The sequence below is a fragment of the Streptococcus sp. ZY19097 genome, from assembly GCF_040731245.1.
GTDB classification, from domain to species: Bacteria; Bacillota; Bacilli; order Lactobacillales; family Streptococcaceae; genus Streptococcus; species Streptococcus orisratti.
Map to the genome: position 1 here is coordinate 599,375 of NZ_CP160400.1, position 26,519 is coordinate 625,893.

The 26,519-nt window shown below is 39.3% G+C and carries 23 protein-coding genes, 1 tRNA gene and 1 pseudogene; 21 read left to right on the top strand and 4 right to left on the bottom strand.

What is annotated here, in order from left to right; all coding sequences use genetic code 11:
* Window positions 1-714 precede the first annotated feature (714 nt).
* From ABZ559_RS03045 to ABZ559_RS03075, 7 genes are all read left to right on the top strand, one after another.
* Window positions 715-1,629: an amidohydrolase family protein gene (locus ABZ559_RS03045; protein WP_367007197.1), complete on the top strand. Its 915-nt coding sequence runs from the start codon at window positions 715-717 to the stop codon at window positions 1,627-1,629.
* Between the two features lies 1 nt (window position 1,630).
* Window positions 1,631-2,269, top strand: a complete 639-nt coding sequence (locus ABZ559_RS03050) for an antibiotic biosynthesis monooxygenase (RefSeq protein ID WP_367007198.1) — start codon at window positions 1,631-1,633, stop codon at window positions 2,267-2,269.
* 348 nt (window positions 2,270-2,617) lie between these two features.
* On the top strand, window positions 2,618-3,457 hold the full coding sequence (locus tag ABZ559_RS03055) for an HAD family hydrolase (protein WP_367007199.1): 840 nt from the start codon (window positions 2,618-2,620) through the stop codon (window positions 3,455-3,457).
* A 10-nt stretch (window positions 3,458-3,467) separates the two neighbouring features.
* Window positions 3,468-3,845, top strand: a complete 378-nt coding sequence (locus ABZ559_RS03060; RefSeq protein WP_367007200.1) for a VOC family protein — start codon at window positions 3,468-3,470, stop codon at window positions 3,843-3,845.
* A gap of 61 nt (window positions 3,846-3,906) precedes the next feature.
* The gene (locus ABZ559_RS03065; RefSeq protein WP_018376399.1) at window positions 3,907-4,404 is read left to right on the top strand and encodes a phosphatase PAP2 family protein; all 498 of its coding nucleotides are present in this window, start codon (window positions 3,907-3,909) and stop codon (window positions 4,402-4,404) included.
* Between the two features lie 79 nt (window positions 4,405-4,483).
* Window positions 4,484-4,798 carry a thioredoxin gene (gene trxA, locus ABZ559_RS03070; RefSeq protein WP_317335283.1) on the top strand — a complete coding sequence of 105 codons (315 nt, stop codon included), beginning with the start codon at window positions 4,484-4,486 and terminating at the stop codon, window positions 4,796-4,798.
* A 259-nt stretch (window positions 4,799-5,057) separates the two neighbouring features.
* Window positions 5,058-6,104 carry an alcohol dehydrogenase catalytic domain-containing protein gene (locus ABZ559_RS03075; protein ID WP_273414766.1) on the top strand — a complete coding sequence of 349 codons (1,047 nt, stop codon included), beginning with the start codon at window positions 5,058-5,060 and terminating at the stop codon, window positions 6,102-6,104.
* A gap of 53 nt (window positions 6,105-6,157) precedes the next feature.
* Here ABZ559_RS03075 and mutY read toward each other — a convergent pair whose 3' ends face one another.
* On the bottom strand, window positions 6,158-7,300 hold the full coding sequence (gene mutY, locus ABZ559_RS03080) for an A/G-specific adenine glycosylase (protein WP_367007201.1): 1,143 nt from the start codon (window positions 7,298-7,300) through the stop codon (window positions 6,158-6,160).
* A gap of 272 nt (window positions 7,301-7,572) precedes the next feature.
* Window positions 7,573-8,058 (bottom strand): LemA family protein, encoded by a 486-nt coding sequence (locus ABZ559_RS03085; RefSeq protein ID WP_367007202.1) that lies wholly within the window; start codon window positions 8,056-8,058, stop codon window positions 7,573-7,575.
* Window positions 8,059-9,211: 1,153 nt separating this feature from the next.
* Between ABZ559_RS03085 and rpsF the strand changes: the two genes are divergently transcribed.
* The 11 genes and pseudogenes from rpsF to ABZ559_RS03140 all read left to right on the top strand — a co-directional run bounded on the left by rpsF (window position 9,212) and on the right by ABZ559_RS03140 (window position 21,571).
* Complete coding sequence (gene rpsF, locus ABZ559_RS03090; RefSeq protein WP_018376394.1) at window positions 9,212-9,502, top strand: 30S ribosomal protein S6; 291 nt, start codon at window positions 9,212-9,214, stop codon at window positions 9,500-9,502.
* A gap of 11 nt (window positions 9,503-9,513) precedes the next feature.
* The gene (locus ABZ559_RS03095) at window positions 9,514-10,023 is read left to right on the top strand and encodes a single-stranded DNA-binding protein (RefSeq protein ID WP_367007203.1); all 510 of its coding nucleotides are present in this window, start codon (window positions 9,514-9,516) and stop codon (window positions 10,021-10,023) included.
* 37 nt (window positions 10,024-10,060) lie between these two features.
* Window positions 10,061-10,300, top strand: a complete 240-nt coding sequence (gene rpsR / locus ABZ559_RS03100; RefSeq protein ID WP_000068664.1) for a 30S ribosomal protein S18 — start codon at window positions 10,061-10,063, stop codon at window positions 10,298-10,300.
* A 362-nt stretch (window positions 10,301-10,662) separates the two neighbouring features.
* Window positions 10,663-11,403 carry a LytTR family DNA-binding domain-containing protein gene (locus ABZ559_RS03105; protein ID WP_367007204.1) on the top strand — a complete coding sequence of 247 codons (741 nt, stop codon included), beginning with the start codon at window positions 10,663-10,665 and terminating at the stop codon, window positions 11,401-11,403.
* Window positions 11,400-12,707 carry a GHKL domain-containing protein gene (locus ABZ559_RS03110; RefSeq protein ID WP_367007205.1) on the top strand — a complete coding sequence of 436 codons (1,308 nt, stop codon included), beginning with the start codon at window positions 11,400-11,402 and terminating at the stop codon, window positions 12,705-12,707. The genes ABZ559_RS03105 and ABZ559_RS03110 overlap by 4 nt, the downstream gene beginning before the upstream one ends.
* A 307-nt stretch (window positions 12,708-13,014) precedes the next feature.
* Window positions 13,015-13,080: pseudogene (locus tag ABZ559_RS03115) on the top strand (YSIRK-type signal peptide-containing protein); the annotation flags it as partial.
* 23 nt (window positions 13,081-13,103) lie between these two features.
* Window positions 13,104-13,217, top strand: a complete 114-nt coding sequence (locus tag ABZ559_RS03120; RefSeq protein WP_367007616.1) for an SH3 domain-containing protein — start codon at window positions 13,104-13,106, stop codon at window positions 13,215-13,217.
* Window positions 13,218-13,232: 15 nt separating this feature from the next.
* The gene (locus tag ABZ559_RS03125; protein ID WP_367007206.1) at window positions 13,233-13,907 is read left to right on the top strand and encodes a DUF6287 domain-containing protein; all 675 of its coding nucleotides are present in this window, start codon (window positions 13,233-13,235) and stop codon (window positions 13,905-13,907) included.
* A 340-nt stretch (window positions 13,908-14,247) separates the two neighbouring features.
* A complete protein-coding gene (gene ldcB, locus ABZ559_RS03130; RefSeq protein ID WP_367007207.1) occupies window positions 14,248-18,264 on the top strand; it encodes an LD-carboxypeptidase LdcB/DacB in 4,017 nt (1,338 codons plus the stop codon).
* A gap of 288 nt (window positions 18,265-18,552) precedes the next feature.
* A complete protein-coding gene (locus ABZ559_RS03135; protein WP_273414423.1) occupies window positions 18,553-19,155 on the top strand; it encodes an NADPH-dependent FMN reductase in 603 nt (200 codons plus the stop codon).
* Between the two features lies 1 nt (window position 19,156).
* Window positions 19,157-21,571: a flavocytochrome c gene (locus ABZ559_RS03140; protein WP_367007208.1), complete on the top strand. Its 2,415-nt coding sequence runs from the start codon at window positions 19,157-19,159 to the stop codon at window positions 21,569-21,571.
* 88 nt (window positions 21,572-21,659) lie between these two features.
* Here ABZ559_RS03140 and ABZ559_RS03145 read toward each other — a convergent pair.
* A tRNA-Thr gene (locus ABZ559_RS03145) sits at window positions 21,660-21,730 on the bottom strand.
* Window positions 21,731-21,906: 176 nt separating this feature from the next.
* Between ABZ559_RS03145 and ABZ559_RS03150 the strand changes: the two genes are divergently transcribed.
* Window positions 21,907-22,161 carry a DUF1912 family protein gene (locus ABZ559_RS03150; protein ID WP_321057573.1) on the top strand — a complete coding sequence of 85 codons (255 nt, stop codon included), beginning with the start codon at window positions 21,907-21,909 and terminating at the stop codon, window positions 22,159-22,161.
* A 442-nt stretch (window positions 22,162-22,603) separates the two neighbouring features.
* Here ABZ559_RS03150 and ABZ559_RS03155 read toward each other — a convergent pair whose 3' ends face one another.
* Window positions 22,604-23,770: an IS30 family transposase gene (locus ABZ559_RS03155; protein WP_367005779.1), complete on the bottom strand. Its 1,167-nt coding sequence runs from the start codon at window positions 23,768-23,770 to the stop codon at window positions 22,604-22,606.
* Window positions 23,771-23,945: 175 nt separating this feature from the next.
* On the opposite strand from ABZ559_RS03155, the gene ABZ559_RS03160 reads away from it, so the two are divergent.
* The gene (locus ABZ559_RS03160; RefSeq protein ID WP_367007209.1) at window positions 23,946-24,506 is read left to right on the top strand and encodes an HAD-IA family hydrolase; all 561 of its coding nucleotides are present in this window, start codon (window positions 23,946-23,948) and stop codon (window positions 24,504-24,506) included.
* Window positions 24,507-26,459: a DNA topoisomerase (ATP-hydrolyzing) subunit B gene (gyrB, locus tag ABZ559_RS03165; protein WP_367007210.1), complete on the top strand. Its 1,953-nt coding sequence runs from the start codon at window positions 24,507-24,509 to the stop codon at window positions 26,457-26,459. It abuts the gene before it with no gap.
* Window positions 26,460-26,519: the final 60 nt, after the last annotated feature.

Consider the following 26,519-nt stretch of genomic DNA (forward strand, 5'->3'; position numbering starts at 1 on the left):
AGGGAAGGTTACTGGCAGCAAATACTCTCTGGTTATATACTGCTTGCAGACTACCAACTGCAACTGTGTTTTTATATCACTGACTATTGTATCACGAATGCTGTCATCATAGAAGGCTAAAATCTGAAAATATTATCTAAGAGAAAGTTTGCTTGTGAAATGGTGATGATTTAGCATTACGACAATAAAATTATACGTTTTTCTTGACTTATAGTTAACTATAAATGGTAGAATAAACTGAGACATCTTAAAGAAAGGGACATAACATCGGAGGAAGAAATCGACACTGTTACTTAGGTGTCTGAAAAATATCATATCTGACTTTGATTTTTGAAGAATATCAAAAAGATTTCTTAAGATGGTAAGTTATTATCAAGACTACAGCGAGGCTGAGCAAAAAGTCCAGCCTCGCTTCTCAAAGTTCGTGTCAATATTTCATCGCAGTGGTTGATTGGGTTTAACAGTCCAGTGGACTGTTAAAGGTTGGAGATAAGGTTTGCGAAGCAAATCTCAGCAATTCGTGTTTTACACTCCAAATTTGACCTCTACGACTGATGCGAACAGAGTTCGCTTCATTTCCAACCTCCAAAGGTTCGGGGAACCTTTGGAGCTGTGCGGGGGTGGGAGTGAAACAACTTGAAACGAGAAATTGTTGACGAATTCTTTTTAGACTTATTGAGTTCTTTCCCACTTCCACTTAAAAGGAGACAACACATGATGAAAATCGATATTTTTGCCCACATTTTACTGCCTGATTTCTATGAAAAAATGCTCATGCTGGATAGGGATCTACCTGCCAAGATGCCCTTTATTCAAAATCCTGTCCTAACTGATATGGAAAAGCGCCGTGCGACCATGCCAAAGAATACCAAGCAGATTATCTCTTATGTCAACGCCAATCCTGAGGATTATATGGCTGGGAAAATGGCTGCACTCCTAGTGCAAAAGGCCAATGAGGAGCTTTTGACTGCGGTGCGAGATAATAGCGATATTTTTGCTGGTGCGGTTGCCATGGTAGCCATGAATAACATTCCAGCTGCTGTTCGAACAATTGAAGACTTTGTTCTGCCAAACAAGGAAGTTCTGGGAATTCAGCTTTTTACTCGGCATCTGGGCAAGTCGTTGGCTGATCCTGACTTTCGTCCTATCTTTGAAGCGGCAGCTAAGCACAATGTACCTATTTGGTTACATCCTGTCTTTGACCCGCGCAAGCCAGATAATAATATTATTTTCAGTTGGGAGTATGAGCAGACTCAGGCCATGCTAGAGATTGTACAAGCTGGTTATTTCCAAGATTTCCCAAATCTTAAAATTATCATCCATCATGCGGGAGCTATGGCACCTTATTTTGCAGGGCGGATTGACCGCATTTTGACTGCTGAGCAAGCAGCGGATTTTCGCAAATTTTACGTTGATACGGCTCTTCTTGGAAATAGCAAAGCTTTGGAACTTTGTGTAGATTTCTTCGGAGTGGATCGTGTGCTTTTTGGGACAGATGCCCCACTGGGCATTCTGCCTGCTGGCGCGACTGATATTATTGAAGAAGCCATAGAAGCTCTGCCATTAACCCAAAGCCAAAAAGACCAAATTTTTTATGGCAATGCTGAGAGATTATTTGGAGGATTATAAGATGACACAACCTATTTTTCGCTTGTTCAAGCTAGGACTAGATTTAAACTACCAAGATGACTATGACAAGGTCGGATACACCAACTTGACAAGCTCTATCCAACAGGAGTCGGGTACATTAGCCATGTTTGTCAATCACGTATCTGGTCACAAAGAACAGCAGGTGGTCGTAGAGGTCTACGCAGATGAAACTGCTTATCAAGAACATGTGGCAGCCGATCATTTCAAGGCTTTTGCAGCCGTAGCAAGTCAAGCCCTGATTAGCCGAGAAGTCATCAGCTTGGACGCCCAAATTTTACTACAAAAACCACAAGCCCTGCGTGTGACAAAGGGAAACAAACTCTCTGTCCGTCTAGCTCATGTGGTTGTCAGAGACAATCAGGCTTTTTCAGATATTGTTCTACCGGAGATGAAAACCAGTATGGCAGTAGAAGATGGTGTCTTACTTATGTACGCAGGCCGTGACAAAGAACAACCAGACCATTGGTATTTCTACGAGATTTACGCTGACCAAGCAGCCTATGACAGCCATTGTCAGACCAAACATTTCAAGGATTACGTTGCGGGCACAGCAGACCTTGTTCGTGAGAAGAACTTGCAAGTATTGATAGGTGATATCCTAGTGACCAAGGGAGATTAAACGTGTGAGTGAGGTAAAAGTACGTGGTTTCTATAGTTTACAGTCAAATTTACATGACGCTATATCTATGAGAAATCCTGTGACTTTAGTCAACCTAGAATTTCTCTGCCTGCTCCATCAGATGATTTAGTACCGATAAACTACTGAAGAGTAGACATTTTGACAAAAACTTACTTTTGCTATTTTTAGTTTTTAAATCCGCTTTTTATTGCTAAGTTCCATTTGACTTTATTCCTAATCTGTTCTATCCTCTTTTAATATCATAGTATCAGTTTCCAAAAGGATAGGAGAGGTTTTGTTGCTTTTTGCGTGATATAGTAAGGGGAGAAATTAATCGGAGGACTGAAAATGCGAAAAATTATTTTCTTGGATGTTGATGGAACTTTGGTGGATTACAATAATCATCTGCCAGAATCTGCTAAGTATGCCATTCAAAAGGCGCGTGAAAATGGTCATTTGGTTTATGCCTGTACAGGACGTTCTCGTGCAGAAATGCCCGAATTTATCTGGGATATTGGCCTTGATGGCATGATTGGTGGCAATGGTTCCTACGTTGAACATCATGGTCAGGTTGTCATGCACCAATTGATTCCAGAAGATGAAGCAAGGCGTATTGTAGATTGGCTTCATGAGCGCGGATTGGAATTTTATTTGGAAAGCAATAATGGTCTTTTTGCCAGCGAACATTTTAAAGAAGCAGCTCGTCCTGTCATGCGCCAATATGCTTTAGGCAAGGGGAAAACGGAAAAAGAAGTTGCAGACCAAGAAGCGGAGGACGTCCTGCATGGGATTGTCTATGGTGGCAATCTTTACCGCGACGACCTCAATAAGGTCAGCTTCATTTTAAAGAGTATAGATGACCATGAGGCATCAAAATTAGCTTTCCCTGACCTCAAGGCTGGTACTTGGGGTGGTGTCGGTGAGACAGCCCTTTTTGGCGACTTAGGTGTTAAGGATATCACCAAGGCGCATGCCATTGATGTCTTGCTCAGCTATCTCAAGGCTGATCGTAAGGATACCATAGCCTTTGGTGATGCTAAGGTAGATATTCCCATGCTTGATTATTGTGATGTTGGTGTGGCTATGGGAAATGGCGGAGCTGAAATTCTTGCTATGGCAGATTTGGTGACAGCAGCTGTTGATGATGATGGCCTTTATAAAGCCTTTGAGACTTTGAAGCTTATCTGAGGAGAAAACGATGAAAATTGAGCACATAGCCCTCTGGACCAAAGATTTAGAAGCCATGAAAGCTTTTTATACAACTTATTTTGGAGCAACAAGCACCCAACGTTATCACAATCCGAAAACAGGATTTTCTTCTTACTTTCTGAGTTTTACTGACGGTGCGCGTTTAGAGCTCTGCTGTCGTCCTGACATCATAGAAGGCAAGAGAGATAGATTTGGCTTTACTCATCTAGCTTTTTCATTAGGTAGTAAAGAAGCAGTTGATTGTTTTGCCTATAAGTTACAGGATGCCGGATATCCGATTCAAAACGGTCCGCGGACTACAGGTGATGGTTATTATGAAGCAGTAATTTTTGATCCTGAAGGGAACCAAATTGAACTGACAGTCTGATACAGCCGATTAACCATAAACATGCTATAATAGAAAGTAAATTTCAAGAAGAGAGATGTTTATGAAAAATTATAAGGTCTTTTATGATCACATTAGTCAGCCTTTTCGCCAACAACCTCGCTACCTTTACTTTCTCAGAACTCTCAATGGTTTTATCACTAAGCTTATGTATGCCAGCTATCCTCTTGTTTTAGCCTTTGTTTTTTGGAAAAATAGCAGAGCGATTTTGGCATTTATTCTAATCCCAGGCCTCTCCTTTATCATCTTGTCCTTGGCCAGAAAAATTATCAATTATCCAAGACCTTACGACACTTGGGAAATCACCCCACTCATTGCTAAAGATAGTAGTGGTCAGTCACTACCTAGCCGACATGTTTTTTCAGCAGCTGTGATAAGCATGTGTCTTATGCGACTGACTGCTCTCCTAGGAGTACCTGCTTTGATTTTATCAGCTGTTTTAGCTGTTTGTCGCGTTGTAGGCGGGGTACATTATCCTAGGGATGTTGTTGTTGGCTACGCATTAGGCCTTGTCTGTGGCGCTTTGCTATTTCTCTTCTAAAAACACGTAGCAATTATTTGCCTTAATAGTTATTTTCACGTAAAATAGCCTTATAAACTAGTAGAAACGGGGAAATATCATGGCACATATCGTAACAGATAAAACATTTGAAGCAGAAACAGCAGAAGGTCTTGTTCTGGTTGACTTTTGGGCAACTTGGTGCGGACCATGTTTGATGCAAGCACCAATTCTTGACCAATTATCAGAAGAATTAAGTGAAGATGACCTTAAAATTGTTAAAATTGACGTTGATGAAAACCCAGAAACTGCACAAAAATTTGGTATCATGTCAATTCCTACCCTCCTCTTCAAAAAAGATGGTCAAGTGGTTAAACAAGTCGCTGGCGTTCACACCAAGGCTCAATTGAAAGCAATTGTTTCAGAATTGAGCTAAGACAAATAGGAAGCTGGAAAAATTCCAACTTCTTTTTCTTTTGTCTTGACTTGAAGTTAACTCCAAGTTATATAATAACGATGTTGATTAAATAATACTTTTTGAAAATTAAACTCAGACCTTGTTGATTTGATGAGCGATACTTAAGGATGGCAGCCGACTACCTGAAAACTAAAAAGTAGTAGTGTTCTACCTGTATTGCTTAGTCTGATTTTGGTTTCCGCTAAGTATGAGTTTTCAGAAATTATGGAGGAAAGAAATGAAAACGGCTATTTTTGAAAAAGCTGGTCTTATGACCATCGAAGAAGTTGAAAAACCAACGTTGCAAGCAGATGATGATGCCATCATCAAAATCGTACGTGCCTGTGTCTGTGGCTCAGATCTCTGGTCTTATTCACACGGAGATGACAAAGCTGCCCATTCAACTAATAGCGGGCATGAGGCGCTAGGAATTGTTGAAGAAGTTGGTTCTGCAATCACAACAGTTAAACCAGGAGACTTTGTTATCGTACCTTTCACACACGGTTGTGGCGAATGTGATGCTTGTCGTTCTGGTTTTGATGGTACTTGTGATAATCACCCCGCTCCTACAAACTGGGGAGGTGGTTTCCAAGCAGAGTATCTTCGATTCCACTATGCGAATTGGGCGTTAGTCAAAGTTCCTGGTCAACCATCAGACTACAGCGAAGGAATGATAAAATCTTTACTAACCTTAGCGGATGTCATGCCAACAGGCTATCATGCAGCGCGTGTGGCTGATGTTCAGCGCGGAGATAAAGTAGTTGTCATTGGTGATGGAGCTGTAGGTCAATGCGCGGTTATTGCGGCAAAAATGCGTGGAGCTTCACAGATTGTTCTCATGAGTCGTCATGAAGATCGCCAAAAAATGGCATTGGAATCTGGTGCAACTGCGGTCGTTGCTGAACGTGGTGAGGAAGGTATTGCTAAGGTTCGTGAGATTCTTGGCGGCGGTGCAGATGCAGCTCTCGAATGTGTTGGGACAGAAGCAGCCATTGAACAAGCGCTGGGAGTCATCCATAATGGTGGACGTGTTGGATTTGTTGGTGTGCCACATTATAATAACCGTCCATTGGGTTCAACTTTTGCGCAAAATATCACTGTTGGCGGCGGCTCTGCTTCTGTAACTACCTATGATAAACAAGTCCTCCTTAAAGCAGTACTTGATGGTGATATCAACCCAGGTCGTGTCTTCACAAATACTTATAAACTTGATGACATTAACCAAGCCTATCAAGACATGGCTGACCGCAAGACCATTAAATCAATGCTAGTTGTTGCTGAATAGGACAATTCTGTAAAATTTAAAAGAGGCTGAAAGATTTCAGTCTCTTTTTGACATTAGTTTTTGAAATATTTCTGAACCATTTTCTTTTGAGGAGCGGCCATAGGATAGTCCTCGAAGTTAGCAGGATCGACCCATCGAAGTTTCTTGCTGTTTAATAGCGGAGCTTTTTTGGCAAATCCTTCTACTAGCTCAATCGTCCATTTTTGATGACTGAAGGTGTGCTTGATAGGTGCAAAATGCTGTTCTGACCAGACAGGCTTAAGTTTATACTCTTGTTCAAAAACTGCTTTTTGCGAAAGAGTTTCTAGCACTGCATCCACATTTTCAAATAAGTCCAGTTGCTTACTAATAAAATCTGTTTCCATGATAGGAAAAGACCAGAAGCCACCTAATAATCGTCCTTCGGTGTTCTTTTCAAGAAGAAACTCACCAATTTCGTTCTGAATGATAAAAGCCTGAATTTGCGTAGGTTTTGGCTTTTTCTTAGGTACCTTGACAGGATATTTGTCATAGGTTCCATGTAAATAGGCTGCGCAAAAGAAGCGGATAGGGCTATCATCAGGCCGAGGACTCTTAGCAGATTCGATATCTGTTCCCAAGTCCATAAGAGCTTGGTTAAAGTCCCCAGGTCGATCAGGGTCAATCAGTTTTTCCATGACAGCTTGAAAAATCTTACGATTTTTAGGATCACCGACATCATAATCGATTTCAAACAAGCGAGCCATAACCCGCATAACATTGCCATCAACCGCAGGCTCAGGAATCCCAAAAGCGATTGAAGCGATAGCACCAGCAGTATAGGGGCCAATCCCTTTTAATTTAGAAATATCTTTGTGTGATGATGGAAATTTTCCATCAAAGTCGGTCATGATTTGCTGCGCAGCTTTTTGCATGTTACGGACGCGGGAGTAATACCCTAAGCCTTCCCATGCTTTGAGTAATCTTTCTTCGGGAGCGTTAGCTAATTTTTCAATGGTGGGAAACCAGTCTAAAAATCGCTCGTAGTATGGGATAACGGTGACTACCTGAGTTTGTTGGAGCATAATCTCTGAAATCCAAATGTGGTAAGGGTCTGTCGTCCTACGCCAAGGCAAATCGCGTTTTTCGGTGTCATACCAGGTAAGAAGAGTGCGGCGAAAGGAGGCAATTTTTTCCTCGTCCCACATCTCAATGCCGTATTCTTTAAAATCTAACATAAGTTTATTTTACAAAATTTCTTTCATTTCAAACAGGTTCGTTTCTTGGTTTACGTGGAAATCTCCCAGCGTAGCAGTTGGTTAATGGTTTGTTCGCATGTTATTTATTAAGAGGAATATATTTCCTTACATTTCCCATCTCAAAAGTTACCTTCTAAATTTGAAGCAATACGGAGACGGAATGAAAAAATCTGAAGGAACTTTTCACTCTGGAAATGTAGCTTACAAGTAGATACCAAAGCAATCTCTTCCTCTGCCTCTTCTCGTCTTACTTAAACAAAAAAATCCGAAAAATAGTCTTTTTCGACATGTCCAAAACGCCGTGCTAAAAATCGAACTGGCATAATTCGGAGAGCGGAATTGTAGTCACGAATCAGGCTATTATAGGTCAACTTGTCTTGAGTGAAACGATCTTCATAACGATGGATTTGACTAACGAGATTTGCCTGTCTGTCATGTTCAGTGGGATCAGGTAAGAGATTTCGTTTTAACTGGCGAAGATGATCGCGCGTGATATCAATGTCATTTTCAAGCTGTAAAATCTCTTGTTTAGTATGATTGAGGTAATCAAGCTGCTTTGTAAAAAATTGCGCATAGGCACTCCCCATCCCTAAAAGTAAGGAGATTCCTGTGGACATATCAGAATCTATATCTAAGATAAGGTCAAAGAGAATAACAAATAAAATCCAAAAACCAGCACTTCGCGCAATAAATGATCCTAAACCAAATTTAGGAGCTTCCTTGATATTCTTTTTCATTATCCCATCCTAACTTTCTTTTTTTTCTAGTATAGCATATTTGTAAAAAAATATTTCCAAAACAGTTTTTTCTTGCAAAAAGTAACCGTTTACATTATAATATAAGTGTAGTTAAGGTAAGAGATGTTAAGGAGGTAAATACCATGGTAAAACTTAATATTTCTAGGTACAAGAATGGAGATTAGTCTCCAAGTAGCAGTAGGCAAAAGTCGACTTACGTGAGGGAAAATCACTTTACCCCTGTCAATGAAATCTTGCAAAAGTAATGAGGTGACGACTTATGTTGATGTTTGATATGGGCCGTTTCAAAAACGGAGACACTGGACTTGTTGCATAAAATAGTAACAAGGGAGTGATACCAATAACTTAAGATAGATGTATTTTTGTCGTAGATGATTAGAAAAAATCGCTAGCGCAGAAAATCCAGAAATCCCGTCTGGCTGTCGCGAGTACACCAGATATTGAAATAGCTTCTAATCTAGTTGTTTATTGAGCTTGATAAGACATTCTGACACGTAGAAAGAAGGTTATGCGAGTTATGAGAACAATGAATATTAGTCGTTATAAGAATGGAGACAATTAACTTTCATAGCAGTCCGAAAAAACTAGAGAAAGCCGGAATGAAACAAAGTAGCGAAGTTTGTTAGAGTTGGGCATCTGTTTTATGTGATTGACTGCTACGCTAATTTCTCGGCCGAGAAAATAATTTTGTAGTTTGTGTTGGTGACGAGTCAATCACCAACATGAAAAGTGTTGTGTTAACTATTTTCAATCATTTTGGAGGTATCTTATGCACATAGCAAGATATAAGAACGGTGACACTAATCTTAGTTGCATAAAATAGCTTAAGAGGTGAATCCAATGTAGTTTGTTGCTAAAAAAGATTGATGAAGTGAGGTAAAGTTTATGTTAATGATGAATTTGAATCGCTACAAAAATGGAGATATTACCGCAAGCTAACTCCTTATGAAAAGTTTGTGGTAGCACAAACACAAATATTTTTTCAAAAGATGGGTCAGGTACCCGTCTTTTTGATTATTCATTTTTTTCTTGCTTTATTATGAAAAGTCATGTATAATAGTATCTTGTGAGTGCACCTCACTTACTCGTAGCGAAGGTTGCGAGTCATTAGACCAAAAGGAGGAAAATATCAATGGCTAAATACGAAATTCTTTATATCATTCGTCCAAACATTGAAGAAGAAGCTAAAAACGCTTTGGTAGCACGCTTTGACTCTATCTTAACTGACAACGGTGCAACTGTTGTTGAATCAAAAGATTGGGAAAAACGTCGTCTTGCATACGAAATCCAAGATTTCCGTGAAGGACTTTACCATATTGTTAACGTTGAAACGACTGACGCTGTAGCTCTTAATGAGTTTGATCGTCTTTCAAAAATCAACGGTGACATTCTTCGTCACATGATCGTTAAACTTGACGCATAAGAAGGTAGTTTATGATTAATAATGTAGTACTTGTGGGTCGTATGACTCGCGATGCAGAACTCCGTTATACACCGTCTAATCAAGCAGTTGCAACTTTCACGCTTGCCGTGAATCGCAATTTCAAGAATCAAGCTGGTGAACGTGAAGCTGATTTTATCAACTGTGTCATCTGGCGTCAGCAGGCTGAAAATTTGGCAAACTGGGCTAAAAAGGGAACATTAGTTGGTATTACAGGACGTATTCAAACACGTAATTATGATAATCAGCAAGGTCAACGTGTTTACGTGACTGAAGTGATTGCAGATAGTTTCCAAGTTTTGGAAAGTCGTGCTACACGCGAAGGTAATGCAGGTGGCTCTTATAATTCAAATGGTTATAACAATAATTCATTTGGTGGGGCATCTAGTACGAATGGTTATTCACAACCTTCACAATCACAAACCCCTAACTTTGCGAGAGATGAAAGCCCATTTGGAAATTCTAACCCGATGGATATCTCAGATGACGATCTTCCGTTCTAATGGATTAAACGAATTAAATTTATAAAGGAGAAAACACATGGCTCAACAACGTCGTGGCGGATTCAAACGCCGTAAAAAAGTTGATTACATCGCAGCTAACAAAATTGAATATGTTGATTACAAAGATACTGAGCTTCTTAGCCGTTTCGTTTCAGAACGTGGTAAAATTCTTCCACGTCGTGTAACTGGAACTTCAGCTAAAAACCAACGTAAAGTAACAACAGCTATCAAACGTGCTCGCGTTATGGCTCTTATGCCATTCGTAAACGAAGACTAATTCGTTGCGGATTTAATCGTGAATTAAATGAAACGACTCTATTTAGGGTCGTTTTTTCTTACCTTGTTTTTAGTCTGTGACTCGAAAATTAGAGCTGCATTTTTATTTTGTTGATATTTTCCCACTCACATTCGGTTAACATAAGTACAAATTTTTCGACAACTGAAAATCTATAACTGCTGAAAAAACCCCGATTTTAGGCATTTATGTACAAATGATTTAAAATCTCCAATCAGTAAAGGGAATCTATAGGATAAAAACTTTTTGTAATATTTGTAAAATAAATGAAATATTTCAAAAAGTTTGATATACTAGTCCAAGAGAATTTTTTAACATGAAAAGCTAAGTACTAGGAGAATTGGATGTTAAATATTTTTGTTTTAGAAGATGATCTTATCCAACAATCTCGGATAGAAAATGCCATAAATAAAGCACTTGTAAAGAACAAGTGGAAAGTGCGTGCGATTAATATCTCTGGGAAACCAGAACAATTATTAGAGGCTGCAAAAGAACGAGGTTGTCATCAATTATTTTTCCTTGATATTCAAATTGATAAAGATGATAAAAGGGGCTTCAAAATGGCTCAGCAAATTAGGAGTAACGACCCGCAAGCAGTTATTGTATTCGTAACAACGCATTCGGAGTTTTTACCCCTAACCTTTCAATACAAGGTCGCGGCTTTGGATTTTATAGACAAATTAGCTGATGAAGAAGAGTATGTAGGACGCATAGAGTCAGCTATTGAAGTAGCTTTAAGTCATATGGGAAATAGCGTAGCTGAAGACTCTTTTACATTTGAAACCTCTCAAGCTGTTATTCAAGTTCCTTTTCATAAAATCCTTTATTTTGAGACATCCGAGACAATTCATAAGGTTATCTTGCACACTAAAAATGAACAGATTGAATTTTATGGGCGATTATCGCAAATTGAAAAAGTAGATGAGCGGCTTTACAAATGCCATAAATCGTTTGTTGTTAATCCAGAAAATATCACTAAAATAGACAAAGAATCTGGAATAGTATACTTTGAAAACGGAGAGAGGTGCTTTGTCTCCAAATTAAAACGGAAAAAATTGATTGAGAAAATGAGGGAGATGCGGTGAACTTAGATATCATTTGGAATAATTTGGACTTTTTTGTCCATGTGATCATTATGATGCTAATCTATCAACAAATTACGGGACATATCTTTGCTAAGAGATGGCTAATAATTGTTCCAACAGTGCTGAGAATACTCTTTTTAATTGTTCCTCCAATAGCTTATTTTTCAACCCTACTATTTTTAGTGGCTTATTCTTTGGTAAAAAATCGCTACAACAACAGGTTGTTAGATGTATTCTACGGTCTATTTCCTGTAATTGTGGAAAGTTTGTTTAGTCGGTTATTGATTTACTATTTTTTTCCAACGATAGGTATAAATGATATTCTTAACAATCAAAATTATTTTTGTGGGCTAATATCAGAATTATTAGTTTTTCCAACCTATTATTTTTTAATGAAGTCTCTAAAAGTTGATTTTAAAAATTTACATAAAGGGTTTTTAAAAGATTTTTCAAAAATATTTATTTTTCTGGCAGATATTTCGATGTTGCTTTATTTTGTTGGGTTACAAATATTACTGCTGTTCGATAGACATATACCATATGCAATGGTGGGAAGGAAGTATCTCATTGCTATTTATGGGATTCTCTTTTTAGTGATGTTGGTCTATATTAACGGTGATTTTAATGAAAAGCTTGAACAAGAAATTTTGCTTCAAAAAGATAGACAAATTACTGATTTAACTGCGTATAGTAAGCAGATAGAATACCTTTACAATGAAATTCGAAGTTTTAGGCATGATTATTTAGGTATCTTATCTAGTTTAAAATCTGGGATTGTAAACAAAGATATCGAAGCAATTGAAACAGTTTATAAAAATGTATTATCCAAGACAGAGCATAGAGTTCAAGGAGAACGGTATGAAATTGCAAATCTAATAAATGTTAAAAATGATGCTATCAAAGGACTGCTTTTTTCAAAAATACTAGAAGCGCAAAGTCAAGGAATTGAAATTCACCTTGAAGTCTTTGAACCTTTTAACACACCTAATATAGAATTGTTGGATTTCATTACGATACTAAGTATATTACTCGAGAACGCCATTGAAGCAGTTCAACCGAATACCAATCAGAAAGTTGTAGTTGCTCTAATTGCTGGGGAACCACAAGTTGTGATTATTGAAAATAGTATTGGTATTGAAAAAGTTGATGTTATTAATATCTATAAGCGAGGTTTCTCGACAAAAGGAGAAAGTAGGGGAATTGGATTAGCGAATGCTAAAAGGATTTTAGAAAAATATCCTAATTGTAGTCTTCGAACAGAGAGTGGAGGTTACAAATTTAAGCAGACCTTAGAATTAAAGTAAAGAAGCTCATAGCCTAGGAGTGCAGTAACAAAACTTAGGTTATGAGCTTCTATTTTTGTTGTTACCCCTTGTGCCAAAAAATATCCCACCAGTTCATTGTTACACCTCCTATTTCAATTTACTTGTCTATTATAGTATAAAATAGCTAAATTAAGCTAAAGTTGTCATAATCGGTACGTTTTTTGTCATTTTTGATGAATTTTCTTTTTTATCTGATTATGACAAAAAACGTACCGATTATGACAATGATGAATTTTTGAGTTGAAATTGTGATATAGTAACTTTTGAAATTATAAGGAGATAAACTATGAAGAATTATTTTTCAAATCAAAACATTCAACGTTTTTCAATTCGTAAGTATTCGTTTGATGTATCCTCTGTGCTTTTAGGAACGCAATTTATGACGCAGGAAATACCGTTAACTATGATAAAGTCCTTTTATCTGACGGACATTATTGGATTAGCTATATAGCTGCTTCTGGAAATCGTCGCTATATCAGTATTACATAATGGGAGATTTGGATTATGAAACAAACAAAAAAATTAATAGCAGCTTTAATTCTGTTACTACTTATAACAGTGCTTGCCTTTCTAATTTTAAAAACATGCAACAATAGAATGATAGATAAGTCTGGCTTTTATGAGCAAACATCTAAGACTAGTCAGTCATCAAAAAGTAGTAAATCATCAACAACGATAAAAAAATCAAGTTCATCATCAGTTACAGATTCCAATTTAGCAAATAGTAGCTCCAAGACTAGTGTAAAAGCTGCAACTGAAAATGGAGGACAAACATCTGGTAATGATACTTCAGGAAGTCAACACTCAGCAACTACACCAGCACAAAGCACATCTGAGCCAGTTCAAATAATCTCGGATTCTATTAATAAATTGGCCAATGGAGATTTTAGTTCAATTGTGGGAACATGGAACAATGATTTAGGTGAATCAATAACAGTGGGTTCTGATGGAAAAGTTACAAATAACACCTCAGGAAATATTTATTCTGTCTCAATGAATACTGTGGATTCTAACGTCTATTTTGGTTCTCTTTCAGGAACTAATCAAACTGACAGTAGCTCCTTCCTTGTTATTCCTGCTGGAACTGAGGATCCCCATATAGGAGGAACTGCGCAAGCGGATAGAATTGTCGTGGGGCAAGATATTAATGGTGATTATCATCCATTTTATCGTAATTAAATTTGATAATTGGATTGAAAAATGAAGTGTGTTGCTAGGATAGAAGGTGTTGGGAGTTCATCAAGGTTCTAAAAAGAGCTTTATTTTGGAAGTGTAGTGTAACCCACACAAGTCTCCTGTTTACTGTAATACAAGACTGTCAAAGAGTACGTTCAAACCCACAACATGACATAAATGTCATGTTGTTTTATGGAAGACTTTGATAAGCTAATCTTATCTTTAAGAAAAAATGGCAGAGATAATATTACGTTTTTATTACGAATATGACATTTTAAAGTTGACAAGCGTTTTCTTAAGGATTATAATTAAGTCGAAAGGACTAGAAAGTAGGATTAATGCGATGAAAAAAGATATTTTTGCACAAGAAAAGCAACGTTTTTCCATTCGTAAGTATTCGTTTGGTGCGGCTTCTGTGCTCATCGGTGCTAGTCTAGTTTTTGCTGGACAGGTAGCTGCTGATGAAACTGGAACGGCAAAATCTAATTCCACAGAGCCTGTAACAGTTCAAGTTAGTACACCAACAACTGAGTCAAGTACAGCTGATCAAACAGCGACTTCAGAAACTCCGGTAGCCCAAGCAGATCATGCAGAAACAACTGTCAAGGCGGTTGAGGCAGCAGTAGGAACAGCTACAAATTCAACAGTTTCCTCTGATAGCTCAGCATCTGCTAAGGCGGAAGTTACAACAAGCACTGATACTGTGACAGATACAGCGAGCACATCAGGAGCTGTTTCAGAAGTATCAACGTCACAAGTGGATTCATCAGTGGCAAGTGAAAAAACAACATCGGAAGATACAGAGGTATCAAGTGATGCAGGACTTGATGCAGCTAAAATTACAGTTTCTAATTCAGCACAAACCAATGTTGCTGTAGAAGATTTATTGAGAGAAGCTAAAGTAGCGACGACGGCTAGTGTTTCAGAGGATAGAGCTGCTGTAGCGGAGAAAAAACTACCAACAACAGGTTATTATACTTACCCTGAACGTACTGAAGTCAAAAACACTCCAACAGTAGCTGCACCTGTTGAATTTTATGTTAATGCTGGAGATAGAGTTTTCTATGATAAAGTTTTAACAAATGATGGCTATCAATGGCTAAGTTATAAATCTTATAGTGGCATCCGTCGTTATGCTGCTATTACCAAGTTAACTGCGGACAAACCGGTGGCTGCGCCAACAGGTCAATTGAGTTTCCAAAATCAAACTCCTCAAGGATTTGACGTTCTTGTTACTAATGTTTCGGATAGTAATGGCATAGCAGCAGTCAAGGTTCCAGTCTGGACAGACAAGTCAGGCCAAGATGATTTGATTTGGTATAATGCTGCCAAGCAAGCGAACGGTGATTATAAGGTAGCTGTCAAAGTCAGCGATCATAAAAATGAACTAGGTGACTACAATGTTCATCTCTATTACATTGAATCTACTGGGAAAATGGTTGGTGTAACAGGAACCAAGACCACTGTAACTAATGAAGTGCCTCAATCTGGTCTTAATCTTCCGAGCCAAGGCAGTTACACATTTACCAGTCGGGTTGAAGTAAAAAGTCAACCAAAAATGTCAGCACCTACGGAGTTCACGTTTGATAAAGGTGAAAAGATTAACTATGACAAAGTGCTTGACGCAGATAGCCATCAGTGGATCTCCTATGTCAGCTATAGTGGCACGCGTCGTTATATCCCGATTGCGCTTAGCACTCAACCTGTCAAACCAGCTATTGAACGCACTGGAAAACTGACTATTGATTCACAAAACAATGGTGATTTTAATGTTGTAGTTTCAGAAGTTTCTGATCCAAATGGCATAGCTGAAGTTAAAGTTCCGGTCTGGACAGACAAATCAGGCCAAGATGACCTTGTTTGGTACGATGCTGCGAAACAAAGCGACGGTACTTACAAGGTAGCTGTCAAGTTGTCAGATCACAAGAATGAACGCGGCATCTATAACGTTCATCTTTACTACATTGATAAGACAGGTAAAATGTCAGGTGTTACAGGCACTCAAACGACAGTAGCTCAACCGAAAGACGAACGTACAGGCACCTTGTCTATTCAAAACCAAAGCAACGGCGACTTCAATGTCATTGTTTCGAATGTTTCAGATAGCAATGGTATAGCTGGGGTTAAAGTTCCGGTCTGGACAGATAAATCAGGTCAAGATGACCTTGTTTGGTACGACGCTACAAAACAAAGCGATGGCACTTACAAGGCAGCTGTCAAGTTGTCAGATCACAAGAATGAACGCGGTATCTATAACGTTCATCTTTACTACATTGATAAGACAGGTAAAATGTCAGGTGTTACAGGCACTCAAACGACAGTAGCTCAACCGAAAGACGAACGTACAGGCACCTTGTCTATTCAAAACCAAAGCAACGGCGACTTCAATGTCATTGTTTCGAATGTTTCAGATAGCAATGGTATAGCTGGGGTTAAAGTTCCGGTCTGGACAGATAAATCAGGTCAAGATGACCTTGTTTGGTACGACGCTACAAAACAAAGCGATGGCACTTACAAGGCAGCTGTCAAGTTGTCAGATCACAAGAATGAACGCGGTATCTATAACGTTCATCTTTACTACATTGATAAGACAGGTAAAATGTCAGGTGTTACAGCCACTCAAACGACAGTAGCACAACCTAAAGACGAACGTACAGGCACCTTGTCTATTCAAAACCAAAGTAACGGCGACTTCAATGTCATTGTTTCGAATGTTTCAGATAGCAATGGTATAGCTGGGGTTAAAGTTCCGGTCTGGACAGATAAATCAGGTCAAGATGACCTTGTTTGGTACGACGCTACAAAACAAAGCGATGGCACTTACAAGGCAGTTGTCAAGTTGTCAGATCACAAGAATGAACGCGGCATCTATAACGTTCATCTTTACTACATTGATAAGACAGGTAAAATGTCAGGTGTTACAGCCACTCAAACGACAGTAGCACAACCTAAAGACGAACGTACAGGCACCTTGTCTATTCAAAATCAAAGTAACGGTGACTTCAATGTCATTGTTTCGAATGTTTCAGATAGCAATGGTATAGCTGGGGTTAAAGTTCCGGTCTGGACAGATAAATCAGGTCAAGATGACCTTGTTTGGTACGACGCTACAAAACAAAGCGATGGCACTTACAAGGCAGCTGTCAAGTTGTCAGACCACAAGAATGAACGCGGTATCTATAACGTTCATCTTTACTACATTGATAAGACAGGTAAAATGTCAGGTGTTACAGCCACTCAAACAACAGTAGCTCAACCTGTTGTCGAAAAAAATAAACTCAGTATTGAAAATAAAACTTCGAAAGGATTTGATGTTATTGTATCTAATCTTTCATTCAGTACTCCTGTGACACAAGTTAAAGTTCCTGTTTGGTCAAGTCAATCTGGACAAGACGACTTAGTTTGGTACGACGCTACGAAACAAAGCAACGGCAACTATAAAGTTTCAGTTAGTGTAAGCAACCATAAAAATACTTCTGGTGAATATAATGTTCATCTCTATTATCTTGATAATACCGGTAAGATGAACGGCATTGCGGGAACCACAACGACGGTTGAAACTTCGAATGCTGAGCCAGTTTTTAATGGATCATATTATAGCATCAAAGGAAAATATGATGATATAATTGTTGTCAATAAAAAATACCCATTGTCTGCGACCTACAATCCTGGTGAAAATGCCACTGCCAAAGAAGCTTTCACAAGATTACGTAATGATATGATTGCTCAAGGCTTAAATGTCGGTTATGGTTATAGCGGTTTCAGAAGTTACAGCACACAAGCAAATCTTTACCAAAACTATGTCAATCGTGATGGTCAAGCAGCTGCTGATCGCTATTCTGCACGACCTGGTTACAGTGAACATCAAACAGGTTTAGCTTATGATTTGACAGACAAAGCTGGCAATCTCCTTGAAGACGCAAGGGCAAGCCAATGGTTAAAAGATAATGCACATAACTATGGTTTCGTTGTCCGTTATCAACCAGGTAAGGAAGCTTCAACAGGCTTTATGGAAGAAGCATGGCATGTTCGCTATATTGGTAAAGAGGCCAAGGAAGTGCATGATTCAGGATTGACGTTGGAAGAATATTTCGGTTTCCAAGGTGGCGATTATGGAAATGTTTCTCCAGCCCAACCAAGTCAACCGACTAATACTGGTAATAACCTTCCAGCTCAAGGAACTTATACCTTTACTAAAAATTGTCCAATCAAAGCGGAACCAAACAATGCTAGTCCTATTATCACTTACTATCCAGCAGGAGATAAGGTAAACTATACAAGTGTTTTGAATAATGACGGACATGTGTGGTTAGCTTATCGTACTTATAGCGGAGTACAACGCTATGTGGCTATTGATTAGCTGAGTCCTAGCTGGCAGTAGTAAAATATAAAAAATCCTATGCTATCAGGAATCAATGTCCCGATGTCATAGGGTTTTTTGCTTTAAATTTTTTCCGATATTGTTTTGGAGTTAATTGAAAACGTTGTTTAAATTGTCTATTAAAGATAGATAGGTTAGAATTTTCATTAAGTTATACAATGGTCTTGAAAAATGATACAATAGAACTGAGATATGGCGTAAAGCGTTTACAAAAAGATAGGGAGTAGTATAATCGTATTATAAAAACAATGTGAAAGAGGTAACAAAATGAAACTAGTTGCTATTGTTGGAACCAACTCTGACCGTTCCACTAATCGAAAACTGCTTAAGTTTATGGCTAAGCATTTTGCGGATAGGGCAGACATTGAAGTGCTTGAAATTAAAGAGTTGCCAGCCTTCAATGAGCCGGAGGACAGGACAGCACCTGCAGCTATTGCTGCTTTCTCAGAAAAGATTGCTTCCGCTGATGGTGTCATTATTGCAACACCTGAGTACGACCACACCATTCCAGCACCTCTGGCTAGCGCTTTAGAATGGATTGCCTACACTAGCCGTGCTCTTATTAATAAACCAACCATGATTGTTGGATGCTCACTGGGAGCTCTGGGGACATCTCGCGCACAAGCGCATCTGCGCCAAATCTTAGATGCTCCAGAGTTGAAGGCTCGCGTCATGCCGGGCTCAGAATTCTTCCTCGGACACTCTGAACAGGTTTTGGATGATGATTTTAATCTTAATGATTTTGAAAAAGTAGCAGAGCTGGAAGAACATTTCTCAGAATTTCAAGATTTTGTGACAATCACAAATCAAATTGTCAAACAAGCAGACACTGATCGAAAAAAGGCATTCGCATGGGAAGTAGGTGAATAGAATGAAAATAGTTGCCATTGTCGGAACGAACGCAAAAAAATCATATAACCGTATCTTGCTACAATTCATGCAAAAACATTTTGCTAAACAAGCAGATATTGAGATTATGGAAATTACGGACGTCCCAATGTTTAATGAGACAGATGACCAAACCGGCTCGGCTATTATCCAAAATTTTAACACAAAAATTACAGAAGCTGATGGGGTCATTATCGCAACACCTGAACATAATCATACCATTCCATCAAGCCTGAATAGCCTTCTCGAATGGTTATCCTTCAACGTGCACCCTCTCGCTGGCAAGCCAACCATGATTGTCGGGGCTTCTTATGATGTACAAGGCTCCTCGCGTGCTCAGTTGCACCTTCGTCAGATACTTGATGCACCTGGTGTTAATGCGACTGTCATGCCAGGTTCAGAGTTTTTACTTGGCCGTGCTCATCAAGCCTTTGATGAAAACGGAGATATTAAATCCCAAGGAACAGTTGATTTCCTAGATTCTTGCTTCTTCAAATTCCTTCGATTTGTAGAAATTGCCAATCAGCTCAACGAACCTGAAGAAGTTCATTTTGAACCGGGGACTTACCAAGTAACGACTGTTGGTCACAACGGTGATTTACCAATGTCTGTTACGTTGTCAGCAGAGCGCATTGAAAGAATTGATATAGATTCTTCAGGTGAAACTGGTGGTATTGCCGATATTGTTTTTACTCGTATTCCAGGTGAAATCATTGAAGGTCAAACTTTAAATGTTGATGCCATCTCAGGGGCTTCAGTTACTTCAAAAGGTGTGCTTGACGGGGTTGCGCGTGCGGTGAAAATGGCTGGTGCTAATCCAGATGCCCTTCGTAGTCGTCCAAAAGCATTATCTGCTCTAGACCATGAAGATAAAATATACGAAACAGATCTTGTCATTGTTGGTGGTGGCGGTGCTGGTCTTGCTGCTGCGGCTCGTGCTTTGCAAGCTGGTAAGAAAGTTATTGTCGTTGAAAAATTTCCAGCCGTAGGAGGTAATACTGTTCGTGCAGGTGGTCCAATGAACGCTCCAGACCCTGCTTGGCAAAATACTTTTGCAGCTAATGCTGGTGAAGCCCATACGCTCCAAGAATTACATGACTTGGACGAAACTGACATTGATCCTGAATACCTTGAAGATTTCCGTGCCTTGAAGCTTGAATTGGAAAATTATCTCAAAGACCCAACCTACCTCTTTGATTCAAAATTGCTTTATCGTATGCAAACCTATCTTGGCGGTAAGCGTGTTGATCTACAGGGGCATGAAATTCACGGAAATTACGACCTCGTCAAAGTTTTGACAGAACGTGCCTTGGAATCTGTACGTTGGCTGGAAAATGTTGGTGTCGAATTTGATCGAAACGAAGTTACCATGCCAGTTGGTGCTCTCTGGCGTCGTGGGCATAAGCCAAAAACGCCAATGGGAGTCGCTTTCATCTCAGTTTTGAAAGATTTTGTTTTGAAAAATGGCGGAGCTATCCTCACAGATACCCCTGTCAAAGAGCTTATTGTAACAGATGGTGTTGTGACTGGTGTAAAAGGAACAGGGCGTAATGGTCAAGCCATCACTGTTAATGCCAAAGCTGTTATCTTAACAACAGGCGGCTTTGGAGCTAATACCAAGATGCTACAAAAATATAATACTTACTGGACTGAAATAGATGATGATATTGCTACTTCAAACACACCAGCTGTAACAGGTGATGGCATTGTCCTTGGCCAGTCAGTCGGTGCGGATCTTGTTGGTATGGGATTCAGTCAAATGATGCCAGTTTCTGATCCTGTAACAGGAGCACTTTTCACGGGGCTGCAAGTACCACCAGCAAATTTTGTAATGGTTAATACTAAGGGAAAACGTTTTGTTGATGAGTATGGCAGTCGTGATAAATTGTCACAAGCAGCCATTGATAACGGCGGTCTTTTCTACCTTATTGCTGATGATAATATCAAGGCGACTGCTTATAATACTAGTCAAGAAAAAATTGACGCACAAGTAGCAGCAGGGACACTCTATCGTGCCGATACCTTAGAGGCATTGGCAGAACAGATTCAAGTTGACCCAGCGATCTTTGTGGATACCATCAATAAATACAATTCTTATGTGGATGCTGGTTTTGACCCAGACTTTAATAAAGGTGCCTTCGACCTCAAGGTTGAAAAAGCACCATTTTACGCAACACCACGTAAGCCAGCTGTTCATCATACTATGGGTGGATTGAAGATTGATACTCACGCTCATGTTATCAATGAAAACGGTCAAGTCATCAGAGGTCTCTTTGCTGCTGGCGAAGTGGCGGGTGGTCTTCATGCTGGAAACCGTCTAGGTGGTAATTCACTTACTGATATTTTCACTTTTGGTCGCATCGCTGCTGATACAGCTATTGAGGAATTCCTTAATTAACCTAACAGCGTTCCTAGATCCTCAACTAGGAGCGTTTTTTTTTGCCATCTAGAAACCAAAAAGAAGCCCATTTGGACTTCTTAAGATTTGCCACCACCGAGAATCGAACTCGGAACGGAGCATTACCATTGCTCTATTATACCATTTAACTATAGCGGCGGTTACTTAAATATATTACTATAAAAACAGTTTGGACGCAAGGGTTTTGATAAATTTTCTATTTATCCCGTGAAATATTCTAATGATTGTATGGAAAATAGAGCATTTCGTAAATTGAAGGATTTTAGAGATAAGTATGCTATAATAAAAGGGAGAAATGAATAGAAGGGGTTATTATGTCATACGAAAAAGAGTTTATGAAGGAATTTGAAACTTGGGTTAAAAATCAAGTGATGATTAACGAAATGGCTATGGATGCTAGTAAAAAGATAATTGAAGAGGATAAGGATGACCGTGCAGCAGACGCCTATATCCGATATGAGAGTAAACTAGATGCTTACCGTTATCTTCTTGGAAAATTTGATAATTATCATAAAGGTAAAGGGTTTCATGATATGCCAGATAATTTATTCGGTCAGCGTCATTATTAAGTGTTTTGTCGAGTCCTAAGGGCTCGCTCTTTTTTATTTATAGTCTTTCAGTTTGCTTCTAGCACTAAGTAACGAATGGCAAGGAATGCTGTGGGATTCAGTAAAACGAGCTAACGATGTAGCAAAGGAAAAACTGAATGGCTATATCTAGTAAAGTGTAGGGGGAAGAGAATCAAGTGGTAAATTCTCAAAGTAAGTTCTAGGTCTGAGTCTCCCAGAAGTTACTATGAGAAAACTGCATAAAACCAACAGAATTTAGTCTCAGACTAAGTTCTGTTTTTGACTAAAATGAGGCTTCAAGGGTGTTTTTGGCTTGAAATTGTTGAAAAAAAGAGTACACTAAAGTTACTGGCTCTGAGACGTCTCAAAGTAAGTTCTAGCTATCTGGAATTTGGGATGGGACAAGTTCCTTTCTATTTTTGATTAATTTTTTTGATAAAAACTAGTGATTATTTAGTAATCGTGGAGATTGAATGACGTTCTCAGGGTCAATTTTAGAGATACCCAAAAGTGTTGCCAATTCCTCACCGTAGGTAAATGTAAAGAGTTCATAAGCCGATTTTCCGTTGAAAGAAGCTCGTTTGACGCTGTTGACATGCGAACAAACCAGGTTGATGTCCTCCTGTGTCAAGTTGTCAAACGAACTGCCTTTAGGAAGAATATCTCTGATAAGTGTGTGATTCTTCTCAATTCTCCCTTTCTGGTCAGAACGATTGGGGTCACAGAAGAATAGCTTTGATTCTCCGCGAACATCCCTTTCGATGTCGTCCACTCTGGCGAATTCACCACCATTGTCGGTCAGAATGACAGGGAATAGTTCGCAGAAGTCTATCTCTTTCTGATGCAGGTCGTTTTTGATAATGTAGAGGTGTTTAGCGACCTCATTAGCTGTTTTATTATCAAGCAATCGAGCGAAAATAAAGTTACAGAAGGAGAGGTTGAAGGTTAGAAGAACTTTTCCTCCAATCCGTCCAGTAACGGTGTCCATTTCCAGCCAATAGCTGATGCCTTCTTTTGTGAGAAAGCGTTGGAAGTCCTCATAGGACCGTCCTTCTTTGGCAGTTTTAGGAATGGGAGGAAGATCTCTTGTTCGACGTTTTCTGAATTTCACGACACGGGGGAAATCAATAGGCTTTGTGGAAAGATATCCTTTTTCAAGGTATCGGTAGATAGAAGCTCTGGATGCCGAAAGTTCGTTTGAGGCGATGATGTGGTTGAGATGTTGTCCCTTTTGTATGGCTGAAGAGACAATCTCGTCCATACGATAGAATTCTTCTTTGTTTAGGGCAACGCCTGTTCTCGACTCCGAGAGCTTAGCTTCATAATCAAGCTGAGCTCTTTTGGCATAGTAGAACTGTTTCTGGTATCCACAGTTCAATCTCTTTTTCGGACAGGCATTACAAACGTAGGGAGCCTTTTTGAGCAGAGGGCAGGCCTCACAATTGGAAGCACTAGAGTTCTCTTTTGTCACCCTATTTCTCCGAACTTCTTTTGAAATTGTGGACGGATCTTTTCCTAACTTAGCTGCTATAGCCGAAAAGGTTTTGAGCTGTTCAATTCCTATTTGAATATCATTGCGATCAGAGAGAGTTAAGTGTTTGTTTTTCATTGTCAGTTACCAACTTGTCCCATAGTAAGTTCTACCTTATTTTTTTGTCTCAGTCTAATTTCCAGCTTTGGGGGTAGACTAGAACTTACTTTGAGAATTTAGGAAGAGAATCAAGTAGGTGAAAAATTCGAGTTCTTACTATAATAATGAGTAAAAATATGTTATAATTAAAGGTATGGATTATCACGATTATATCTGGGATTTGGGTGGAACTTTACTTGATAATTACGAGATTTCCACTCAGGCTTTTGTAGAAACTTTGGCGACTTTTGGCGTAACAGCATCGCATGATGCTGTTTATGAAAAGCTAAAGGAGTCAACGGCTGCTGCAATTGCCTATTTTATTCCACAGGAACTCACTTTTTTAGAGAGCTATAAAGCCAATGAAGCCTTACACTTAGAGCATCCTGTTTTATTCGCAGGAGCAAGAGAGGTCTTAGCAAAGATTGTTGCATCAGGTGGACGAAATTTCTTGGTTTCTCATCGAAATGAACAAGTTTTGTCACTATTGGAAGCGACAGAAATTTTGCCCTATTTCACAGAAGTGGTGACATCTGAAAGTGGATTTGCTCGTAAACCTAATCCTCAAAGTATGCTCTATTTGAAAGAAAAGTACCAGATAAATGACTGTTTGGTCATTGGTGACCGTGATATTGATAGGCAAGCAGGTCAGGCAGCAGGTTTTGATACTTTGCTGGTTGATGGCAGTAAATCCTTAATGGAGATAGTAAAATAAATGACAGAAGAAATAAAAGATTTAGCAGCTTTAGCTCAAGAATATGACGCTAGCCAGATTCAGGTTCTGGAAGGATTAGAAGCTGTTCGTATGCGTCCAGGAATGTATATTGGATCAACTTCAAAAGAGGGTCTACACCACTTAGTTTGGGAAATTGTAGATAACTCTATTGATGAAGCCTTGGCTGGTTTTGCCACCCATATTGAGGTATTTATTGAACCAGATAACTCTATCACAGTTGTCGATGACGGTCGTGGAATTCCTGTAGATATTCAGGAAAAGACAGGACGTCCTGCAGTTGAGACTGTCTTTACTGTACTTCATGCCGGAGGGAAATTTGGCGGTGGCGGTTATAAGGTGTCAGGAGGTCTGCACGGTGTAGGCTCATCTGTTGTTAATGCCCTTTCTACTCAGTTAGATGTCAAAGTTCATAAAAATGGTCAGATCCATTTTCAAGAATATAAACGTGGAGTAGTTGTAGCTGATTTGGCTATCATTGGTGAAACCGATCGTCACGGGACGACCGTTCACTTTACACCAGATCCGGAGATTTTCACAGAAACTACTGAGTTTGACTTTGAAAAATTAGCCAAACGTATCCAAGAATTAGCTTTTCTTAATCGTGGACTGAAAATTTCAATCACTGACAAGCGTGACGGGATTGAACAAAGCAAAGAATTTCACTATGAAGGTGGGATTTCAAGCTATGTTGAATTTCTCAATGGTAACAAGGAAGTTATTTTTGAACACCCTATCTATACTGATGGCGAAATGGATGGTATCTCAGTTGAGGTTGCCATGCAGTACACAACAGGCTACCATGAAATGGTTATGAGCTTTGCGAATAACATTCATACGCATGAAGGTGGAACCCATGAACAGGGGTTCCGCACCGCTTTGACCCGTGTCATTAACGACTATGCTAAGAAAAATAAAATCCTCAAAGAAAATGAGGATAATCTGACTGGTGAAGACGTTCGTGAGGGATTGACAGCTGTTATTTCTGTCAAGCACCCAAACCCACAATTTGAAGGACAGACCAAGACCAAACTTGGGAACTCAGAGGTGGTTAAAATTACGAATCGACTTTTCAGCGAAGCCTTTACACGATTCCTTTTGGAAAATCCACAGATAGCCAAAAAGATTGTTGAAAAAGGAATTTTGGCTTCAAAAGCACGTATTGCAGCCAAACGTGCTCGTGAAGTGACACGTAAAAAGTCAGGTCTTGAAATTTCAAATCTTCCAGGGAAACTGGCGGACTGCTCATCAAACAATGCTGAGATGAATGAGCTTTTCATTGTCGAAGGAGATTCAGCAGGTGGTTCCGCTAAATCAGGACGTAATCGGGAATTTCAAGCTATTCTACCCATTCGTGGAAAAATCCTTAATGTCGAAAAGGCCAGCATGGATAAAATCCTTGCCAACGAAGAAATTCGGAGTCTTTTCACGGCGATGGGAACGGGCTTCGGAGCAGATTTTGATGTCACAAAAGCACGTTATCAAAAACTAGTTATTATGACTGATGCCGATGTTGATGGCGCTCATATTCGTACCTTGCTTTTGACCTTGATTTATCGCTTTATGCGTCCAGTTTTGGAGGCAGGTTATGTTTACATCGCTCAACCACCAATATATGGTGTCAAAGTGGGTTCTGAAATTAAAGAATACATCCAACCTGGTAGCAACCAAGAAGAAGAACTACGTCTAGCTCTAGAGCGCTATAGTGAAGGGCGTTCCAAACCAACCGTTCAACGTTATAAAGGTCTTGGAGAAATGGATGATCACCAACTTTGGGAAACGACTATGGATCCCGAAAATCGTTTAATGGCACGAGTTTCTGTTGATGATGCCGCTGAAGCAGATAAGATCTTTGATATGCTTATGGGAGATAAAGTGGAACCACGTCGTGAATTTATCGAAGAAAATGCTGTGTATAGTACGCTTGATATTTAATCCGAGGAATTAACGAAAAAATAGTGCATACGACTGATAAGTATGTTATAATCGTAATGT

Coding starts and splice junctions, on each gene's coding strand:
- mutY (WP_367007201.1), bottom strand. CDS start 7,300: ATGTTAGATTTTAAAGAATACGGCATTGAGATGTGGGACGAGGAAAAA.
- ABZ559_RS03095 (WP_367007203.1), top strand. CDS start 9,514: ATGATTAATAATGTAGTACTTGTGGGTCGTATGACTCGCGATGCAGAA.
- ABZ559_RS03160 (WP_367007209.1), top strand. CDS start 23,946: ATGGATTATCACGATTATATCTGGGATTTGGGTGGAACTTTACTTGAT.
- ABZ559_RS03140 (WP_367007208.1), top strand. CDS start 19,157: ATGAAAATAGTTGCCATTGTCGGAACGAACGCAAAAAAATCATATAAC.
- ABZ559_RS03060 (WP_367007200.1), top strand. CDS start 3,468: ATGAAAATTGAGCACATAGCCCTCTGGACCAAAGATTTAGAAGCCATG.
- ABZ559_RS03050 (WP_367007198.1), top strand. CDS start 1,631: ATGACACAACCTATTTTTCGCTTGTTCAAGCTAGGACTAGATTTAAAC.
- ABZ559_RS03135 (WP_273414423.1), top strand. CDS start 18,553: ATGAAACTAGTTGCTATTGTTGGAACCAACTCTGACCGTTCCACTAAT.
- rpsF (WP_018376394.1), top strand. CDS start 9,212: ATGGCTAAATACGAAATTCTTTATATCATTCGTCCAAACATTGAAGAA.
- gyrB (WP_367007210.1), top strand. CDS start 24,507: ATGACAGAAGAAATAAAAGATTTAGCAGCTTTAGCTCAAGAATATGAC.
- ABZ559_RS03150 (WP_321057573.1), top strand. CDS start 21,907: ATGTCATACGAAAAAGAGTTTATGAAGGAATTTGAAACTTGGGTTAAA.
- ABZ559_RS03155 (WP_367005779.1), bottom strand. CDS start 23,770: ATGAAAAACAAACACTTAACTCTCTCTGATCGCAATGATATTCAAATA.
- ldcB (WP_367007207.1), top strand. CDS start 14,248: ATGAAAAAAGATATTTTTGCACAAGAAAAGCAACGTTTTTCCATTCGT.
- ABZ559_RS03075 (WP_273414766.1), top strand. CDS start 5,058: ATGAAAACGGCTATTTTTGAAAAAGCTGGTCTTATGACCATCGAAGAA.
- ABZ559_RS03065 (WP_018376399.1), top strand. CDS start 3,907: ATGAAAAATTATAAGGTCTTTTATGATCACATTAGTCAGCCTTTTCGC.
- rpsR (WP_000068664.1), top strand. CDS start 10,061: ATGGCTCAACAACGTCGTGGCGGATTCAAACGCCGTAAAAAAGTTGAT.
- ABZ559_RS03045 (WP_367007197.1), top strand. CDS start 715: ATGATGAAAATCGATATTTTTGCCCACATTTTACTGCCTGATTTCTAT.
- trxA (WP_317335283.1), top strand. CDS start 4,484: ATGGCACATATCGTAACAGATAAAACATTTGAAGCAGAAACAGCAGAA.
- ABZ559_RS03125 (WP_367007206.1), top strand. CDS start 13,233: ATGAAACAAACAAAAAAATTAATAGCAGCTTTAATTCTGTTACTACTT.
- ABZ559_RS03055 (WP_367007199.1), top strand. CDS start 2,618: ATGCGAAAAATTATTTTCTTGGATGTTGATGGAACTTTGGTGGATTAC.
- ABZ559_RS03105 (WP_367007204.1), top strand. CDS start 10,663: ATGTTAAATATTTTTGTTTTAGAAGATGATCTTATCCAACAATCTCGG.
- ABZ559_RS03085 (WP_367007202.1), bottom strand. CDS start 8,058: ATGAAAAAGAATATCAAGGAAGCTCCTAAATTTGGTTTAGGATCATTT.